13 protein-coding genes are annotated in these 19,669 nt (G+C 67.9%); 10 read left to right on the top strand and 3 right to left on the bottom strand.

Annotation, left to right across the window (positions count from 1 at the left end; genetic code table 11):
- The first annotated feature begins 9 nt into the window (after positions 1-9).
- A complete protein-coding gene (locus H5J31_RS07845) occupies positions 10-531 on the top strand; it encodes a hypothetical protein (RefSeq protein WP_181771801.1) in 522 nt (173 codons plus the stop codon).
- 250 nt (positions 532-781) lie between these two features.
- On the top strand, positions 782-1,621 hold the full coding sequence (locus H5J31_RS07840) for a hypothetical protein (protein ID WP_328701415.1): 840 nt from the start codon (positions 782-784) through the stop codon (positions 1,619-1,621).
- A gap of 126 nt (positions 1,622-1,747) precedes the next feature.
- Here H5J31_RS07840 and H5J31_RS07835 read toward each other — a convergent pair whose 3' ends face one another.
- A complete protein-coding gene (locus H5J31_RS07835; RefSeq protein ID WP_236004836.1) occupies positions 1,748-2,995 on the bottom strand; it encodes a hypothetical protein in 1,248 nt (415 codons plus the stop codon).
- A 639-nt stretch (positions 2,996-3,634) separates the two neighbouring features.
- Here H5J31_RS07835 and rpoB point away from each other — a divergent pair.
- Positions 3,635-7,135, top strand: a complete 3,501-nt coding sequence (gene rpoB / locus H5J31_RS07830; RefSeq protein ID WP_181771800.1) for a DNA-directed RNA polymerase subunit beta — start codon at positions 3,635-3,637, stop codon at positions 7,133-7,135.
- Positions 7,136-7,219: 84 nt separating this feature from the next.
- A complete protein-coding gene (locus H5J31_RS07825; protein WP_181771799.1) occupies positions 7,220-11,131 on the top strand; it encodes a DNA-directed RNA polymerase subunit beta' in 3,912 nt (1,303 codons plus the stop codon).
- Between the two features lie 300 nt (positions 11,132-11,431).
- Here H5J31_RS07825 and H5J31_RS07820 read toward each other — a convergent pair whose 3' ends face one another.
- Positions 11,432-12,217 (bottom strand): M15 family metallopeptidase, encoded by a 786-nt coding sequence (locus H5J31_RS07820; protein WP_181771798.1) that lies wholly within the window; start codon positions 12,215-12,217, stop codon positions 11,432-11,434.
- A gap of 650 nt (positions 12,218-12,867) precedes the next feature.
- On the opposite strand from H5J31_RS07820, the gene H5J31_RS07815 reads away from it, so the two are divergent.
- From H5J31_RS07815 to H5J31_RS07790, 6 genes are all read left to right on the top strand, one after another.
- A complete protein-coding gene (locus H5J31_RS07815) occupies positions 12,868-14,670 on the top strand; it encodes a hypothetical protein (RefSeq protein WP_181771895.1) in 1,803 nt (600 codons plus the stop codon).
- 78 nt (positions 14,671-14,748) lie between these two features.
- Positions 14,749-16,509, top strand: coding sequence for a hypothetical protein (locus H5J31_RS07810; protein ID WP_181771797.1), 1,761 nt, complete (start codon positions 14,749-14,751; stop codon positions 16,507-16,509).
- A gap of 45 nt (positions 16,510-16,554) precedes the next feature.
- Positions 16,555-16,788: a hypothetical protein gene (locus H5J31_RS07805; protein WP_076162990.1), complete on the top strand. Its 234-nt coding sequence runs from the start codon at positions 16,555-16,557 to the stop codon at positions 16,786-16,788.
- A gap of 27 nt (positions 16,789-16,815) precedes the next feature.
- The gene (locus H5J31_RS07800) at positions 16,816-17,061 is read left to right on the top strand and encodes a hypothetical protein (RefSeq protein ID WP_181771796.1); all 246 of its coding nucleotides are present in this window, start codon (positions 16,816-16,818) and stop codon (positions 17,059-17,061) included.
- A 66-nt stretch (positions 17,062-17,127) separates the two neighbouring features.
- Entirely contained in the window at positions 17,128-17,619 is a 492-nt protein-coding gene (locus tag H5J31_RS07795) for a hypothetical protein (protein WP_181771795.1), read from the top strand.
- 127 nt (positions 17,620-17,746) lie between these two features.
- On the top strand, positions 17,747-18,247 hold the full coding sequence (locus H5J31_RS07790) for a GNAT family N-acetyltransferase (RefSeq protein WP_181771794.1): 501 nt from the start codon (positions 17,747-17,749) through the stop codon (positions 18,245-18,247).
- Here H5J31_RS07790 and H5J31_RS07785 read toward each other — a convergent pair.
- The gene (locus H5J31_RS07785) at positions 18,244-19,662 is read right to left on the bottom strand and encodes a hypothetical protein (protein ID WP_181771793.1); all 1,419 of its coding nucleotides are present in this window, start codon (positions 19,660-19,662) and stop codon (positions 18,244-18,246) included. The two genes, H5J31_RS07790 and H5J31_RS07785, sit on opposite strands and share 4 nt — an antisense overlap.
- Positions 19,663-19,669 lie beyond the last annotated feature (7 nt).

Genomic DNA, 19,669 nt, shown 5'->3' with positions numbered 1-19,669 from the left:
TGGAGTGTCATGAGTTCTTCTCGATCGCGGACCCTGGTCCTCGGCGCGGCCGCGTTCGCGCTCGCCGCCCTGCTCGCCGCGGGTCTCTTCGGGATCCAGTGGGCGGTGGCCGCCGCGGACGACAACGCCGACCTGGCGCGTTCGCGGGACGACGTCGTCAAGGCCGGTGGCACCGCGATCAAGGCGTACACCGAGGTCGACTTCGAGAATCTCGACGACTTCTTCAACAAGCAGAAGGCCGTTTCCGACGACAAGATGAGCCAGCAGCTGGCCCAGCTGGAGCCGACCTACCGCAAGGCTCTCGGCGACGCGAAGACCAAGGTCGCGACCACGATCCAGGACATCGCCGTCGAGGAACTCGACGACCACGAGGGCAAGGCGAGCTTCCTCGCCGCCATCACCACCCAGGTCACCCAGGGCGACAAGGCGAGCTCGAAGGCGCTGCGCCTGGAGGTCTCGATGACCCGGGTCGGCGACGAGTGGAAACTGTCCGGGATCGACAACGTGCCCCTCGTCGCGGCCGGCCAGTAAAGCGTCACCTAGAACGGAGCCCGTAGTGCCCCCCTCCCGCCGCCAGCCCCCTCGCAGCACTCCGCCGGTGCGCCGCCCCCGGGTGGCCGGTCTGCGCCGGCCCGGCGCGTCTCCCGCTTCCGAGGTCGAGACGGCTCCCGTTCCCGAGGTCGACGAGACGCCGGCCCCTTCGCCGGTTCGCCGTCCTTCGCCGAGGCCGGCTCCTGCTGCGCCTGTGGCGCCTGAGCCTCTAGAGGCCGCTGAGGCCGAGGTGGAGACTGTCGAGGCTCCTGAGACGGTTGAGGCTCCTGAAGCCGCTGAGACGGCTCCTGAGGAGGTTTCCAAGCCCGAGGAGACCGAGGCCGACGAGGTCGTCGCGAAGCCCGCCAAGCCGAGTCCGCGCGCGAAGACCAAGGCGGCCGTCGAGGCGAAGCCGGACGACATCGAAGAGGCCGAAGCGGAGGCTGCTGCTTCCGAGGCTGAGTCCGACTCCGACTCCGACTCCGATGAGAAGTCGGCGAAGGTGAAGAAGCCGGCCTCCCGGCAGCTGATCCTGGCCGGCGCGCTGGTCGTGGTCGGGCTGTTGCTCGCCGCGACCGCGGTGCTCTTCAAGATCCAGGCCGACGATGTGTCGAGCTCGACGGAGAACACCGCGCTGCTGGACGTCGCGAAGACCGCGCAGGTCAAGGACCAGGTCGCGAAGGCGACCGAGGCGTTGTTCTCGTACGACTACAACAACATCGCGAAGACCGAGACCTCGGCGGGCGATCTGCTGGTCAACGACGAGGTCCGGGCGAAGTACAACCTGCTGATGGGCGAGGTCAAGCGGCTGGCCCCGCAGCAGAAGATGGTCGTGACGTGCAAGGTCACCCGTAGCGCCGTCATCCGGCTGGAGGGCGACCGGGCGGACGTGATGGTGTTCGTCGACCAGAGCTCGACGCGGGCCGACACGAACAAGACCACCGCCGGGAGCGCGCAGCTGCACTTGAACGCGGAACTGCAGGGCGACAAGTGGAAGATCACGGCGATGAACACCTACGCCGCTCCGCCCAACCCGGCCGCCTCCCCGGCGCCCGCTTCACCCCCCGCTTCCCCGGCCCCCTCCAAGTAGCGCCCCGACCTGCGTTTAGCGGGCTGATCGCGATCCTGTGGCCCGGTCGCTCCCGGCCCTCCGACCTGCGTTTAGCCCCCTAATCGCGATCCGGGGGCGCGCTGACCTGGGCGTCCGGGCGAGGGGTCACAGGCCGCTCGACCGCAGCTTGAACCGTGCCTTGCGCGCTTTCCTGGCCACCTGCCGGTCCGGGTGTTCCGCGGCGACGGCGTCCAGGAGGTCGAGCCGGGCCGGGTGGTCTGAAGCGGTAAGCACGTCGACGAGCTCGAAGCCACCGTCCATCTCGGCCAGCTGGTGGACGAACGCGCCGTGTGCGTGCATCGCGGCGAAGTGGTCGGTCATCCCGATGACGACCTCTTCCCGGGTGACCGTTTCGGGGCCGACGGCTCCGCGCTCGGACAGCCACATCGCCGCGACGGCCCCCGGCAGACCGCCGTCGGCACGGACTTCGGCCGCGGCTGCGATGCCGGACTCCCCGGTCTCGCCGAGCGCGATCAGGGCGAACAGCCGCTCGGACGGCAGCGTCGCCACCCGGAGGAAGTCGGACGCCTCTGTCGTCGCGTCGGACGGCGATCGGTGCCGAACCCAGACCTTCAGCTCCCCGTCCACGACCTCCGGCGCGGCGCCGAGCAGACGCCGGCACAGCTCGCCGAGCTCCTCGCCCGCACCTTCACCGATGATCGGCGCGTCCACTCCGGCGGCGCGCAGTTCGCGGTTGATCGCCCACACCGCGATCGGGGTGAGCTTGACCATTGCCGCGGACGGGTTCGGTGTGCCGGCGATCTCGGCGACCCGGGCGAGCAGGGCCGAGTCCGTCGTCGTGGTCCGCTCGATCGCGCCGAACCGTTCCAGCAGATCCAGCGTGACGGCCGTCGCGTGCCGCGTGGAATCGTCTTGCGCCGGTTCGAGACCGAACATCGTCGTCAGAACGCCGTAGAGGAGTTCGACGGGGATCGGGTGGTCGCCGGCTTCGTACAGCGTGAACGCCACTCCCGAGACCCACTGCGGGAACAGTGTCGCGAAGAACGGGGGAACGGCGTCGTCCTCGGCGGCGATGCCGACCCCGACCTGCCCGATCGCCGAATACGCCCGTTCCCACAGGTCCAGAGGGTCGTCGAGAAGCTTCGCGTTCTTCTCGACCGGTACGTGTACGCCGTCGACGACATGGACCAGCCCGCAGGCTTCCGCCCAGCGAGGGATCACCGTGCCGCCGGGTTCGCCATGCCCGTCCAAACCGGCGACGTACCGGCGGAGGTCCGCCAGCACCTGGCTACGTCCGGCGGCGAGGCGCAGCTCGGACTCCGGCAGTAGCGCGACGGGTGGCATCGGGCGCATGGCGTCGGCTGCTGCGTCCTGCTCGCTGATTTCGCCCATGGGTCCAGTCTGGCAGTGCCCGCCGACCTGCGTTTAGCCCCCTAATCGCGATCTGGGCCCTTCCTGTGCGCCGCACCAGAAGACCCACCCGTCACGACGGCCACACGGCCTGGCGCCACGGGGGTCGCCTCCGCGGCCGCCTCGCCCCGACCTGGTGACTCTCCGGAACGGGCCCCGGCGGGATCGCGATTAGCCCGCTAAACGCAGGTCGGGCGCCCGAGGGCCGTCACCAGCGGGTATCGGGTGGTAACCGGGATGATCGTCTTGTTCGTCACCCTGTGCTGGACCTCTTCGACGCTGCGCCAACCGGCGGGACCACCGCGCGGCATCTTGACTGGGAGCCCGCTTGGGGTCACGCTTACTGCCAACGGTGAGAACCGGCGGTGCCCTTGCGGGAGGGACGAGCCGGGGAGGCCGAGGAGAGGCATACCTGAAGACGTTGCGATGCAGGCTGGGCCCCATCGGGAGCGCCCCCTGGACAGACCGCGACGTTCGGGCTAGACTGCTTCTTTGCGCTGCCCTCTTTCAGGCTGCCCGGAGCCGGTAGTTAGGATAGTGGGCACACGGCACCCTTGACAGACCGCTTCAGCTGTTGCTGACGCGGCTGCTCACCGCTCATTGTCCCCGGAAGGACGCATCTTGGCAGTCTCTCCCGCGAACCAGGCCACTGCTGCGACCACCTCGGCTGTATCTCGCTCGGAGTCCACGGGAATCCCGGGAGCCCCCACACGGGTCTCCTTCGCAAAGATTCGCGAGCCGCTCAGCACCCCGAACCTGCTCGACGTGCAGATCAGGTCCTTCGAATGGTTCACCGGCGACGAGGCGTGGTTCGAACGCCGCGTCGAAGAAGGTGAAGAAAACCCGGTCGGCGGCCTGGAAGAGGTCCTTAACGAGATCTCGCCGATCGAAGACTTCTCCGGATCCATGTCGCTTTCCTTCTCCGACCCGCGCTTCGACGAGGTCAAGGCCTCCGTCGAGGAGTGCAAGGACAAGGACATGACGTACGCGGCGCCCCTGTTCGTGACCGCCGAGTTCGTGAACAACAACACCGGCGAGATCAAGAGCCAGACGGTCTTCATGGGTGACTTCCCGGTGATGACCGACAAGGGCACCTTCGTCATCAACGGCACCGAGCGTGTCGTCGTGTCCCAGCTGGTCCGTTCGCCGGGTGTGTACTTCGACACCAGCGTCGACAAGACCACGGACAAGGACGTCTTCAACGTCCGCGTCATCCCGAGCCGGGGTGCCTGGCTCGAGTTCGACGTCGACAAGCGCGACACCGTCGGCGTCCGCATCGACCGCAAGCGCCGCCAGCCGGTCACCGTGCTGCTGAAGGCGCTCGGCTGGACCACCGAGGCGATCCGCGAGCGCTTCTCCTTCTCCGAGACGCTGCTCGCCACCCTCGAGAAGGACCACACCGCCGGCACCGACGAGGCGCTGCTCGACATCTACCGCAAGCTGCGCCCGGGAGAACCGCCCACCAAGGAGAGCGCGCAGACGCTGCTGGAGAACCTGTTCTTCAAGCCGAAGCGCTACGACCTCGCCAAGGTCGGCCGGTACAAGCTGAACAAGAAGCTCGGCCTCACCACGCCGTACGACACCGGGACGCTGACCGAAGAGGACATCGTCTCGACGATCGAGTACCTGGTCCGGCTGCACGCCGGCGAGGACAAGGCGACCGTCGGCGACCAGACCATCCCGGTCGAGACCGACGACATCGACCACTTCGGCAACCGTCGTCTCCGCACGGTCGGCGAGCTCATCCAGAACCAGATCCGCGTGGGTCTGTCCCGGATGGAGCGCGTGGTCCGCGAGCGGATGACCACCCAGGACGTCGAGGCGATCACGCCGCAGACCCTGATCAACATCCGACCGGTCGTCGCCGCGATCAAGGAGTTCTTCGGGACTTCGCAGCTGTCGCAGTTCATGGACCAGAACAACCCGCTGTCGGGGCTGACGCACAAGCGTCGTCTGTCCGCCCTCGGCCCGGGTGGTCTGTCGCGTGAGCGCGCCGGCATGGAGGTCCGTGACGTCCACCCGTCGCACTACGGCCGCATGTGCCCGATCGAGACGCCGGAAGGCCCGAACATCGGCCTGATCGGTTCGCTCTGCTCGTACGCGCGGGTCAACCCGTTCGGTTTCATCGAGACCCCGTACCGCAAGGTCGTCGAGGGCCGGGTCACCGACCAGGTCGACTACCTCACCGCGGACGAGGAAGACCGTTTCGTGAAGGCGCAGGCGAACGCGCCGATCTCGGATGACGGCACCTTCGTCGAAGACCGCGTCCTGGTCCGTAAGAAGGGCGGCGAGGTCGAGCTGATCGACCCGCTGGACGTGGACTACATGGACGTCTCGCCGCGGCAGATGGTCTCGGTCGCGACGGCGATGATCCCGTTCCTCGAGCACGACGACGCGAACCGCGCGCTGATGGGCGCGAACATGCAGCGTCAGGCCGTTCCGCTGCTGCGCAACTCGGCCCCGCTGGTCGGTACCGGCGTGGAGCTGCGTGCCGCGGTGGACGCCGGTGACGTGCTCGTCGCCGAGCAGTCCGGTGTCGTCGAGGAGCTCTCGGCCGACCTGATCACGATCATGCACGACGACGGCACGCGGAAGAGCTACGGACTGTACAAGTTCCGCCGCTCGAACCACGGCACCTGCTTCAACCACCGCCCGATCGTCAACGAGGGCGACCGGGTCGAGCAGGGTCAGGTCATCGCCGACGGCCCGTCCACCGAGAACGGTGAGATGGCGCTCGGCAAGAACCTGCTCGTCGCGGTCATGCCGTGGGAGGGCCACAACTACGAGGACGCGATCATCCTCTCGGAGCGCCTGGTGCAGGACGACGTGCTCACGTCGATCCACATCGAGGAGCACGAGATCGACGCCCGCGACACCAAGCTGGGCGCCGAGGAGATCACGCGGGACATCCCGAACGTCTCCGAAGAGGTCCTGGCCGACCTCGACGAGCGCGGCATCATCCGTATCGGTGCCGAGGTCCGCGACGGCGACATCCTGGTCGGCAAGGTCACGCCCAAGGGTGAGACCGAGCTGACCCCGGAAGAGCGCCTGCTCCGCGCGATCTTCGGTGAGAAGGCCCGTGAGGTCCGCGACACCTCGCTGAAGGTGCCGCACGGCGAGACCGGCAAGGTCATCGGCATCCGCGTGTTCTCGCGCGAGGACGACGACGAGCTGCCCCCGGGCGTCAACGAACTGGTCCGCGTCTACGTGGCCCAGAAGCGGAAGATCCAGCCGGGCGACAAGCTCGCCGGCCGCCACGGGAACAAGGGTGTCATCGGCAAGATCCTCCCCGCCGAGGACATGCCGTTCATGGAGGACGGCACGCCCGTCGACATCATCCTGAACACCCACGGTGTCCCGCGTCGTATGAACATCGGTCAGGTCCTGGAGCTTCACCTGGGCTGGCTGGCGTCGCAGGGCTGGAAGATCGAGGGCAACCCCGAGTGGGCGAAGAACCTCAACGAGGAGCTCTACGACGTCGACCCCGGCACGAACACCGCGACCCCGGTGTTCGACGGCGCCAAGGAAGAGGAGCTCACCGGGCTGCTCGCGGCGACCAAGCCGAACCGCGACGGCGAGCGGATGGTCAAGCAGAACGGCAAGGCCACGCTGCTCGACGGCCGCTCCGGCGAGCCGTACCCGTACCCGGTTTCGGTCGGCTACATGTACATCCTGAAGCTGCACCACCTGGTCGACGACAAGATCCACGCTCGCTCCACCGGCCCGTACTCGATGATCACGCAGCAGCCGCTGGGTGGTAAGGCGCAGTTCGGTGGCCAGCGCTTCGGTGAGATGGAGTGCTGGGCGATGCAGGCGTACGGCGCCGCATACACCCTGCAGGAGCTGCTGACGATCAAGTCGGACGACGTGGTCGGCCGCGTCAAGGTGTACGAGGCGATCGTCAAGGGGGAGAACATCCCCGAGCCGGGTATCCCCGAGTCGTTCAAGGTGCTCCTGAAGGAGCTCCAGTCGCTCTGCCTCAACGTCGAGGTGCTGTCCAGCGACGGCGCCGCGATCGAGATGCGCGACTCCGACGACGAGGACCTCGAGCGCGCCGCCGCGAACCTCGGCATCAACCTGTCCCGCAACGAGTCGCCCTCGGTGGACGACGTCGTGCACTGACCGCGATGAGGCGGGAGTCCGCAGGGCTCCCGCCTCTACTCGCCAACTCCTCTAGTCGCATCAACCCCAAGGGGATGTAAAGACGTGCTGGACGTCAACTTCTTCGATGAGCTCCGCATCGGCCTCGCTACCGCCGACGACATTCGTCAGTGGTCCTTCGGTGAGGTCAAGAAGCCGGAGACCATCAACTACCGGACGCTCAAGCCCGAGAAGGACGGCCTCTTCTGCGAGAAGATCTTCGGCCCGACCCGGGACTGGGAGTGCTACTGCGGTAAGTACAAGCGTGTCCGCTTCAAGGGCATCATCTGCGAGCGCTGTGGCGTCGAGGTCACCCGCGCCAAGGTGCGCCGTGAGCGGATGGGCCACATCGAGCTGGCCGCTCCCGTCACCCACATCTGGTACTTCAAGGGTGTTCCTTCCCGCCTGGGCTACCTGCTCGACCTGGCGCCGAAGGACCTCGAGAAGATCATCTACTTCGCGGCCTACGTGATCACCGGTGTGAACACCGAGCTGCGGCACACCGACCTGCCGACCCTCGAGAACGAGATCGGCGTCGAGCGCAAGAACCTCGAGACCAAGCGTGACGCGGACATCGAGGCACGGGCGCAGAAGCTGGAAGCCGACCTGGCCGAGCTGGAGGCGGAGGGCGCCAAGTCCGACGTCCGCCGCAAGGTCAAGGAAGGCGGCGAGCGCGAGATGCGTCAGCTGCGTGACCGCGCCGGTCGCGAGCTGGACCGTCTCGAGGAGGTCTGGACGACCTTCACCAAGCTCGACGTGCGTCAGCTGATCGCCGACGAGCTGCTCTACCGCGAGCTCGTCGACCGCTACGGCGAGTACTTCACCGGCGGCATGGGCGCGGAGGCCATCCAGAAGCTGGCCACCGAGTTCGACGTCGCGGCCGAAGCCGACAACCTGCGCGACACCATCCGCAACGGCAAGGGGCAGAAGAAGCTCCGCGCGCTGAAGCGGCTCAAGGTCGTCGCGGCCTTCCAGGCCACCGGCAACGACCCCCGCGGCATGGTGCTCGACGCCGTCCCGGTGATCCCGCCGGACCTGCGCCCGATGGTCCAGCTCGACGGTGGCCGGTTCGCCACCTCCGACCTGAACGACCTCTACCGCCGGGTCATCAACCGGAACAACCGGTTGAAGCGGCTGATCGACCTCGGCGCGCCCGAGATCATCGTCAACAACGAGAAGCGGATGCTGCAGGAGGCCGTCGACGCGCTGTTCGACAACGGCCGCCGCGGCCGCCCGGTCACCGGTCCCGGTAACCGCCCGCTGAAGTCGCTGTCCGACCTGCTCAAGGGTAAGCAGGGCCGGTTCCGTCAGAACCTGCTCGGCAAGCGTGTCGACTACTCCGGCCGTTCCGTCATCATCGTCGGCCCGCAGCTGAAGCTGCACCAGTGCGGTCTGCCGAAGGACATGGCGCTCGAGCTGTTCAAGCCGTTCGTCATGAAGCGGCTGGTCGACCTGAACCACGCGCAGAACATCAAGTCCGCCAAGCGGATGGTGGAGCGCTCGCGCCCGCAGGTGTGGGACGTGCTCGAAGAGGTCATCACCGGTCACCCGGTGATGCTGAACCGTGCGCCGACCCTGCACCGCCTCGGTATCCAGGCCTTCGAGCCGCAGCTGGTCGAAGGCAAGGCCATCCAGCTGCACCCGCTGGTCTGTGAGGCGTTCAACGCGGACTTCGACGGTGACCAGATGGCCGTGCACCTCCCGCTGTCCGCGGAGGCGCAGGCCGAGGCCCGCATCCTGATGCTGTCGGCGAACAACATCCTTTCGCCGGCGTCGGGCCGCCCGCTCGCCATGCCGCGTCTGGACATGGTGACCGGTCTGTTCCACCTGACCCGTCTCGCCGAGAAGGCCGAGGGTGCCGGCAACGCGTACTCCTCGCCCGCCGAAGCGATCATGGCGTACGACCGCAAGGCGCTGAGCCTGCACGCTCCGGTCAAGATCCGCATCGTCGACCGTCAGCCCGCCAAGGCCGACGAAGCGACGCTCGCGGAAAAGGGCTGGGAGCCGGGCAAGGCTTGGCTGGCCGAGACCACCCTGGGCCGCGTGCTGTTCAACGAGCTGCTGCCGGCGGACTACCCGTTCATCAACGAGCCGATGCCGAAGAAGCGTCAGGCCCTGATCGTGAACGACCTCGCCGAGCGCTACTCGATGACGCAGGTCGCGCAGACCCTGGACCGCCTGAAGGACGCCGGTTTCTACTGGGCGACCCGTTCCGGCGTCACGGTCGCGATCTCCGACGTGCTGGTCCCGACGGGCAAGAAGGCCATTCTGGACGAGTACGAAGGCAAGGCCGACCAGGTCGAGAAGCGGTACCAGCGTGGTCAGCTGTCGCACACCGAGCGCAACAACGAGCTCGTCAAGGTGTGGACGCAGGCCACCGAAGAGGTCCACAAGATCATGGAGACGGCGCTGCCGGACGACAACCCGATCGCGATGATCGTGAAGTCGGGCGCGGCGGGCAACATGACGCAGGTCCGGTCGCTGGCCGGTATGCGTGGTCTGGTGTCGAACCCGAAGGGTGAGTACATCCCGCGTCCGATCAAGGCCAACTTCCGTGAAGGCCTGTCGGTGGCGGAGTACTTCATCGCGACGCACGGTGCCCGTAAGGGTCTGGCGGACACGGCGCTCCGTACCGCCGACTCGGGTTACCTGACCCGTCGTCTGGTGGACGTTTCGCAGGACGTCATCGTCCGCGAGGTCGACTGTGGCACCACCCGCGGCATCAACATGCCGATCGGTGAGGACATCGGCGACGGCAAGGTCCTGCGCGACCAGCACGTCGAGACCAGCGTGTACGCGCGGAACCTGGCGACCGACGCGGTCGACGCCAAGGGCAACGTCGTGCTCAACGCCGGCGACGACATCGGCGACCCGGCCCTGGACAAGCTCATCTCGAGCGGGATCTCCAAGGTCAAGGTGCGTTCGGTGCTGACCTGCGAGTCGGCCGTCGGTATCTGCGCCACCTGCTACGGCCGGTCCATGGCGACCGGTCAGCTCGTCGACGTCGGCGAGGCCGTGGGTATCGTCGCGGCCCAGTCGATCGGTGAGCCGGGTACGCAGCTGACGATGCGTACGTTCCACCAGGGTGGTGTCGCCGGTGACGACATCACGACCGGTCTGCCCCGTGTCCAGGAGCTGTTCGAGGCCCGGGTCCCGAAGGGCAAGGCGCCGATCGCCGACGTCGATGGCCGTGTGCGCATCGAGGAGAGCGAGCGGTTCTGGAAGATCACGCTGATCCCGGACGACGGCAGCGAAGAGATCGTCTTCGACAAGCTGTCCAAGCGTCAGCGGCTCGCGAACACCCCGAACGGCCCGCTGGGCGACGGTGACCGCGTCAACGTCGGTCAGCAGCTGCTCGAAGGAACGCCGGACCCGCACGAGGTCCTGCGGGTCATGGGGCCGCGCGAGGCGCAGATGCACCTGGTGGACGAGGTCCAGAAGGTGTACCGGGCGCAGGGTGTGTCGATCCACGACAAGCACATCGAGGTCATCGTGCGGCAGATGCTGCGCCGCGTGACGATCATCGACTCCGGTGCCACGGACTTCCTGCCGGGCGAACTGCCCGAGCGGACCAAGTTCGAGGCGAAGAACCGGGCGTCGGTCGCCGAAGGCGGCGAGCCGGCCTCGGGTCGCCCGGTGCTGATGGGGATCACGAAGGCCTCGCTGACCACGGACTCGTGGCTGTCGGCGGCCTCGTTCCAGGAGACCACGCGTGTCCTGACCGACGCGGCCATCAACGGTCGCTCGGACAAGCTCGTGGGCCTCAAGGAGAACGTGATCATCGGTAAGCTGATCCCGGCCGGTACCGGGATCAACAAGTACCGCAACATCCAGGTGCAGCCGACCGAGGAGGCGCGGGTCGCCGCTTACGCGATCCCGTCCTACGACGACGGCTACTACACCCCGGATGTCTTCGGCTCCACCCCGGGTGCCGCGGTTCCGCTGGACGACTACGACTTCGGCCGCGACTTCCGCTGATCTACCCTCGCTCCACCCGAAGCGCCCCTGGCTCCCGCCAGGGGCGCTTCGCTTTTCCCACCCCCCCGCTCCCACACCCGCGCCGACCTGCGTTTAGCGGGCTGATCGCGATCCGCGAGCGGGGAGCCTCATGCCGACCAGAGCGACTTTCGCGGGCTGATCGCGATCCGATCCGGCTGCCTGCCACCCCCGCCGACCTGCGTTTAGCGGGCTAATCGTGATCCGGTGGGCGGGGGACCCCAGCCGGCCAGATCGCGATTAGGGGGCTAAACGCAGGTCGGCTGGGTGGGGAGGCCCAGGTCAGGGGCAGGTCAGGGAGCGTCGGGTGACGGGGAAGTCGAAGTAGGTGTCCGGGAACGTCTCCCCGTTGAGCGTGTAGTGCCACCACTCCTCGGGAAGATTGCGGAACCCGGACGCCGCGAGAGTGCTCTTGAGCAGTTGCCGGTTCGCTCGCGCCTCGCCGGTGATCCGTGGGTCGTCGGTGTGCGAAAGCGTGTCGAAGCAGTCGTACCCGGTCCCCATGTCGACCATGTTGTCCGGGAACCGGTCCGGCGCGAAGCACGGCGTCAGCGTCTCGCCCGGGCGGTAGTGCCGTTGTGGTCGCGGCGGCAACTTCACGATCGTCAGGTCCACCGTGCTCCCGCGGCTGTGTCCCGACTTCTCCGCGATGTACCCGTCGGCGAACAGCCGGTCCTTCGCCACGTTCGGATAGAACTCCGCCTTCATCTTCTCGTCGGAGAGGTCCTTGGCCCACCGGACGAAGTGGTCGACGGCGCGCTGCGGCCGGTAGCAGTCGTACACCTTGAGCGTGTAGCCCTGCCGCAGTAGCCGCAGCTGAGCCATACGCAGTCCCTCCGCGGCCTGGCGCGTCAGCAGGCACAGAGACTGGACGTATCCGTCGATCTTCCGGCCGACGAAGTTGTGCTGCCCGCGGTAGCGGATCTCGTGCAGGATCGTCGGCGCCACGTCGGACAGCGCGACGAACTCCGGCGGCGCCTTTCGCTCTGAAGCCTGTGCTGGTGCGGGAAACGTGGTGAGTACGGCGAGGGCGGCGACGGCCAGCGCCCTTCTGAACGTCTTCGGCATGCGCCTGTCTTACCGTCTTCAGCGGCCTCGCGGACCCGCCGATCGTGCGGTGCACCGGGCAAGTTCCCGAGAAGGCATAACGAACTCATAACGGCGCAGTGCGCGGCGGACGCAGGTTACTGGTCCGTTGTGACCTGTAGTAGTGCCGCCAGGTGGCCTAGTTCCCATTACTCGGAAAATCGCCACCCGTTCGGCCTAGTGGCCCATCCGCATGGTGGGAAATTCACTCTGTCGTGGCATGTCCCATTCTTTGATCACGAGATTGACACTGAGACGGGTTCACACGAGTATTTTGCCCATGCAATCCCCAGTCGCCTTGGTGTGGCGCCGGCACGTTGACTTGCGGCAGCAAGCAAGCGCGCTGTGTATGGATTCCTGATCTATTCCGGCTCGTCGCGCGGTCGCTGAATTCGCGTATCCGAAACGGATGCGCCCATTCTTCGCGCGCTGACGCGTTCCGCTGTGCCGCAACGGTTCCCTGCTCGAACCGGCGGTTGATTGCTTTCCCCTGATCCGCGTCGGTAGACCCTGCGCGAAAAGGGGAGGGGTGTGCCAATTGTCTGGCGCTTCGGTAGCGAAAACAGGGAGAAAGAATGCTATCCAACTCGCCTAGGTGGCGAAAAGAGTGGCGAAAAGTGGTGATAGGCGCCATGGCGGTGGCGCTCGCCGTGGGCACGGTTACCTATACCGGCTCCAACACAAGTGCCTACGCCGACGTCCAGGTCCTCAAGGACGCGAAGAAGGCGGCCGACGGCAAGGAGTACTGGGTCCAGAACCACCTGGTGTCCAAGGACGTCGCCGCGTCGACCCGGAGCGCCGACGGCAAGCGCAAGAAGTGGCTGCTGGTCTGGGCCGGTGACGAGAACATCGCCGACACCCTGGTCAAGGACATCAAGAATCTGCCGGGCTCGCTCGGCGGCGGGCTCAACAAGATCAAGAACGCGTTGCCCGGTCCGGACTTCCTCGCCGTGATCGACGCGACGCAGGGCTCGCCGACCTACGGCAAGGTGGTCAACACCGCCACCGTCGGCCCGCTCGTGGAGAACGAGCCGCACCACATGCAGTACGTGTGGCACAAGGGCGACACGATCTACGCGGGTGCGCTGTTCGCCGCCGCGACGTACGCCTTCGACGTCTCCGCGCTGCCGCAACTGAAGCTCAAGGGCGTCAGCCTGCCGACCCAGACCCTCGGCGGCTCGGTGCCGGACGCGTACTGGGTGCTCAAGGACGGCACGGCGTACGGCACGTACATGGGCGGCCCGGTCGTCCCCGGCCCGCACACCTACGCCAACGGTTCCACCGTGGTGGGCAACGGTTTCGCCGGCAGCCCCGGCGAGGTCGTCCGCTTCGACCAGAACGCGCAGGTGCTTTCCGAGTCCCCGGCGGCCACTCCGCAGGGCGACAACAAGAAGCTGTGCGACAACCTCCCGCAACTGGACAAGCCGACCTGCGCCAACCCGCACGGCATCCAGGCCCGCGAGGATCTCAACACCCTGGTCACCAGTGACTACGCCGAGCCGCGCAACATCATTCTCGACCCGGTGAAGCAGCCGTCGCCGTACCTGCGGCGCCCGACCGTCCGGACCTGGGACATCTCCGACCGCAACAAGCCGAAGCTGAAGGCGGTTTCGTACCTGCCGGACGGCCCCCGCGCCGACCCGGCGGATCCGCTGCACGCCGAAAGCCGCGCGGTCATGGAGACCACGGTGACCAACCAGCCGGGTCACAAGGGCGCGTTCGCCCAGACCATGCAGGGCGGCGCTGTGTTCTACACGCCGGACATCACCGCAAAGGAGCCGCACTGGATCCAGGTGTTCGACGACGGCGCCGCGAACAAGGCGATCCACCCGAACAACGACTCCAACGGTGGCGGGTCGAACGGTGGCTGGATCCAGACCAGCCCCGACGACAAGTACCTCTACCGCGCGATCACCGGCCGGCAGAAGGGCGCGCTCGGCCCCGACGACCCCGGCACCACCGGTGGTGTGTACATCCTCGACATCCAGAAGCTGCTCGCCGCGGGCGACAAGGTCGAGAACATCAAGGGCCGGATCGACACCAAGGAGAAGTCCCAGCAGGGCGGTGGCGGCGATCTGCCGACCGTCGTCGGCGCGGCACCGATCAACCCCGGTACGCCGGGTGGTGGCCCGCACTGGGGCGCGTACGACAACTTCGTGCTCGGCGACGACGGTTTCTACCGCGAGACCGACAAGCCGCAGCACCTCGCGGTGTCGAACTACTTCGTCGCGCGGTCCGGTTTGGACGGTGACCACAAGGTCAACCTGCTGAACCTCGGCGAGGACGGGAAGCTCGCCGTCGACTCGAACTTCCGGGACGAGTTCACCGGTCAGGTCGGGATCAACTTCAACCGGAAGACCTGGCCGCACGGGTCCTTCGGCAACGCCAAACCGCACTCCGAACTGTTCGTCGTAGCGGACGCGGATCTCAAGTAACCCTGTTCGGCGCGGAAGGTCGTGGGTGGCGGGTCCACCCGTCACCCACGACTCCGCCGATTGCCCCGGAAGGTCCCCATGGATCACCACGTCATACCGGCGAGCTCGGGTTCGGCCGGAGTGGACATCGCCTTGGTCCTGCTCCGGCTCGGTCTTCTCCTGGCGACCGCTTTCCTCGCGGGCAGCGGGATCCTGCGCCCGCTGGTGGGTGAGCTGCCCAAGCGCCTGTATGTCACCATCGCCGCGCTCGGTCTGGTTTCCGCCGTCCTCGCCGCGGTTTCGGCCCTCACGGTCGACGTCAACGTCGTCGCGCTGATCGTGCACATCGTGCTCGCGCTGGCCATCCCGATCCTCGTCAGGTGGCCGTCCGCCGGGCGCTGGGCCTCGCTCGCGCTCGCCGCGCTGGTGGTCCTCGAAACCTCGCTCGGACGGTCCGGTGTCGAGTTCGCCATCGACACCGTCTACGTCGCGGCCGCGGCTTTGTGGTTCGGCGTCACGGTGCTTTCGGTCTGGGTTCCCGCCGAGCGGTGGCGCCAGACGAACTTCCGGCTCGGCCCGCTTTCCCTGACGCTGGGCGGACTTCTCGTCGTCGCCGGCGCTGTCCAGCTGTTCTCCTCCGGTCTCGGATTCGACCGCAGGATCTACGAAACGTTCTTCGGCATCACGTTGCTCGTGATCGCCGTACTACCGGTGGCGGCCACCGTCGTCGCTGGATTCTTCTTGTCAGGCAACGATTCCACCCGTGCCTACCGCTTCGGCGCGGCCGCCGTCACCATCGGGTTCGTCGCCTGGAGTGCACTCGCGGCCATTCCGAAGCCGTCCGAGCTGCCGGTTCCCGGCGTGCCGCTGCTCGCGAACGCGTCCGTCGGCGACCAGCGGTTCCCGGTGCTGGTGAGCCCGCAGCGGCCCGGCAAGAACCTCGTCCACTTCCCGGCGAGCGCGGGCGAAGGGCTGTCCGCCGGAATCGAAGGCGGCCTGATCGGCAAGGCCATCGTGCGCCCCGGTGCCGAGGGCACCTGGGCCGAGATCGATCTGCCCCAGGGACGCAGCGACCTGATCATCAGCCGTGGCGACCAGAAGTCGACGATCGAGGTCGACGCGGGTGAGGAGCACGGGCCCGCCATCGACGACACGGACGCGCCCGAATGCGCTTCCGCCGCGCTCGGCGGCCTGATCGCCGACCGCCGCGAGCTCCTCACCTCCTGCCCGGCCGACGGGCTTTCGGGCGAGGACAGCGGATCGCTCGTCAAACTCGTCGAGTTCTTGGCCGGACGCAAGCCTTCCGCGCTCACCCTCGTTGAAGACACGTCGCCGCGCAGTGTGGCCGCCGCGAAGCTGGTGCGGGAGACCGCCGCCCGCTCCGGGCTCCCGGTGCAGGCCGAGGCCGGCCCGAACACCGCGTTGGTCGTCGTGTCCGGCTGGGCGGGCGGTTACACGGCGATGACCCGCGCCGCCGAGTCGCAACGGCTCAAGCCGACCCACCAATACGGCCTGTACCTGGCGCCGTGGCTGCTGAACGGCCCGATCGTCAACTCCGTCGCGAGTTCTTCGCTACCACTGAGGTTCGACCCGCGCGAGCAGGTCGCCGTGAGTTTCGCGGTCGCGGCGAGCAACGGTTTCGGCGGCGAAAGCCCCACTCTCGGCGGCTTCCGCAGCTGGCTCGGAGACCAGTGGAGGTCGGTGAACGGCGACGTCCAGATCTTCGCGGCGGCGCAGGTCAACGCCATGCCGATGTACCCGGGCGAACCACATGCCGTCGGGATGATCGCCGACCGGAACTACGCGGGGCAATGGATCCCCGACGGCACGATCGTGCCGGTCAGCTCGGTACTCCGATGAAGGATTCCGCTCGATTCCAGCAGCGGTAAGGAAAAGGGAGAAGAGATGAAGCGAATCGCGGCCCGTGTGCTGCTGCCGCTCGCCGTGGCGGGCGCGCTGTCCGGACTGGCTGGCGGGGTCGCCTCGGCCGACCCGCTGCCGGGTCTGCCGACCGGTGGCGGCAACCCCGCGGTGTGGCTGATCCCCGGCCTCGACCTCGGCGGACTGCTCGGCCCGACCGTCCCCGTGCCCACCGACCTGCTCGCCCCGATCTACGGGATCATCACGCCGATTTCGTAAGAACCGTTACCAGTAAAGGAGAATCTCATGAAGAAGACCCTCGTCCGCGCGGTCACCGGTGCGGCGCTCGCCGGCCTCGTCGTGCTCGGCTCGGCCGCTCCCGCGCTCGCCGCGACCCCGCTCGCGCAGGACGCCCCGAGCGATGTCGTGGTCGTCGACGAGCCCGACACGAGCGACCTCAACAACATCTGGACGTTCGCGCCGCTCGGCGTCCCGGTGCTGGGTCTCATCCAGTCCCTGAACGGCGTTCCCGGCCGGCTACTGCCGTCCTGACTTCCGCGGCGGCGCGGCTCCGACTTGGTCTCGGGGCCGCGCCGCGCTTTTCGATGAGGAGAACCGATGGCCGACAGACAACTGATCGGGCGCATCGCCATCGCGGGGATCGTGGTGGCCGCACTCGCGACCTGTGTGGTGCTGCTCAACGGCGGTGAGGAACCGCAGGCCGAGACCGTGGCCGTCGTCGGCGAGCCGACGGACGCCGCGCCGTCACGGGGGCCGGACCGGACGATCACGCGGACGCTGAGCCAACCGCAACCGCAGCCGGTGTCGACCGACTGGCGAATCGCCTACGAGCTCGCCGGGACGGGGACCGCGACCGTGGTCTACGACTCGAACGGGCTGGGGCTCGTGCACCAGGAGCTGCAGGTGACGCTGCCGTGGCGCAAGGAGCTCACGTGGAAGAACACCGGCACCCCGCCGACCGTCCAGCTGTTGGGGCAGGGCGAGGGCGCCGTCGAATGCCGGGTCGCCGTGGGCGGCGCCGTCGTCACGTCCCAGAAGTCCACCCCCGGCGAGGTCGCCACCTGCGCCGGCCGCCTGGCCCCCTCCTGACCTGCGTTTAGCCCCCTAATCGCGATCCGGCGGCCGGGGTCGCCCGAGTGCCCCAGATCGCGATTAGGGGGCTAAACGCAGGTCGGAGGCCTGAAAAACCGCTGGCCAGGGTCGCGAAGATGGATCTATGACCTGGAGCTTCGAACTCGCCGCTGTCGACCACCCGGACGCTGTCCGCATCCTGCGCGAGTACATGGTCGACATCGCGACGCGCTACCACCGGCGCCACGTCCCCGACGCCGAGATCGACGGCTACCTCGAGGAGCAGCACAGCAGGGACCTGGTCCCGCCGACCGGTGCCTTCCTCCTCGCGCGGCGCGACGGCGTGCTCGCCGGATGCGCCGGCGTGCGGGTCGCGACGCCCGACACCACCGAACTCACCCGCGTGTTCCTCCGTCCGACGGAGCGGGGCACGGGCGGGGCCGCGCTGCTCGTGGCCGCAGCCGAGGACGCCGCGCGCGACCTCGGGGCCACCGTCATGCGCCTCGACACCCGAAGCGACCTGGTCGAGGCGAGGGCTCTGTACGCGCGCCTCGGCTACGCCGAGGTCGAGCCGTATAACGACGACCCCTTCGCCCAGCACTGGTTCTCGAAGCCCCTGGTCCGGGCACTTTCAGATCGCGTTTAGCCCGCTAAACGCAGGTCGGAGCGGCGCGGGCGCGGGAGGTAGGTCGCCTTCGCGAGGGCGGCGCCGGCGACGACGGGGGCCAGGCCGATCAGCAGCAGGAAGACGCCGGTGTCGGTGCTCTCGATCAGGGGATGCCACCAAAGGGGCCCTACGGACACGTCGACGACGTCGCCGCGCTCCGGGAAGTCGCCGAACGACATCCACCGCATGTCGGTGACGCGGACCGTCTCTCCGGAGAGTTCGTAAGTGCCGTCCACCAGGTTGCCGTTGCCGCAGCTGGTGCAGTTCGCGGTGCTCGCCTCCGCCCGCAGGGTCGCGGTCACGGTGAGCCGCACTTCGGGCGCCAGGCCGGTCAACGCGGTCAGCGAGTTCACCGCGAGCGCAAGCCCCGGCAGCACCAGCGCGAGCGCGATCACGGACCGAGTCACCAGCGAAAGCGCCGACAACGGCTGCCGATCGGCGGCCTCCCGCCTCCTGTTGAGCGACCCACCCGGTCCTGCTCCGTCGGCGGTGTCGGCCGCCTTCGCGACCGCGCCGAACGCCTCGTCGCTCCAGTCCGCAGCCGACGCCAGCAGCGCCAGCCGTCGCACGCCGATGAACATCCGCTGCTCGGTCAGCGTTCCCGCCTCGGTGGCCCACAGCGAGCCGCCGTGCAGCGCGACCTCCCGGACCCGGAACCACGGATCGCGGGTCAGCAGATCGCGGACCTCGGGGGTGAGGAACGCGCGGGCGAACTCCGGATCGGATGTCGTGATCGTGAACCGGCGGTCGAAGTCGCTCCCCGTCTCGAACCGTTGCAGCAGCGCGTCGGGCTTCGGCGAGCCGATCGTGTTCCGCGTGATGCGCGCGTCCTCGAACGGCGTGAACCGCTCGGGTTCGAACGCGCCGACGTTCGGCGTGACGACCAGTGACGGCACCACGGGGGTCCGCAGCTGGATCAGGGTGTACGTCCCATCGATCAGGTCGGCTGTCCTGATCGGTTCGCCGAGGCCCTCCGGCCGGCCGAGGGTGTACTCGGCGCCGAGCAGCCGGTGCCCGTTCCGGTCGAACTCGACCAGCGTCGCCACGGGGTCCGCGTCTTCATACGCGAGGGCGATGCCGTCGCGGGGGAGCACGCCGAAACTCTGCGTGCCGGATCCGCCGAGCCGCCTGATCCAGGTCCTCTGCCGATACCCGCGCCAGACCACCAGGGCCACGATCGCCGGCGGGACGGCGAACCAGAGCCACTGCGCTACCTCGGTCACCGCCGAGAGCCAGTACAACGACGTCTCCGAGAACGCGACGCCCGACAGCGCGTAGCAGACGGCGGCCGCGGTGGGCCGCCGTCCGTCGAAGCGGTTACCCAGGAACAGCAGCCCGAATCCGGCGGCGTAACCGGCGACGATGAGCCACGGCCCGGCCAGCTGAAGGTCCATCCGGCGA

The sequence above is a fragment of the Amycolatopsis pittospori genome, from assembly GCF_013870525.1.
In the GTDB taxonomy this organism is placed as follows: domain Bacteria; phylum Actinomycetota; class Actinomycetes; order Mycobacteriales; family Pseudonocardiaceae; genus Amycolatopsis; species Amycolatopsis pittospori.
This window is presented reverse-complemented; position numbering and strand designations above follow the sequence as displayed.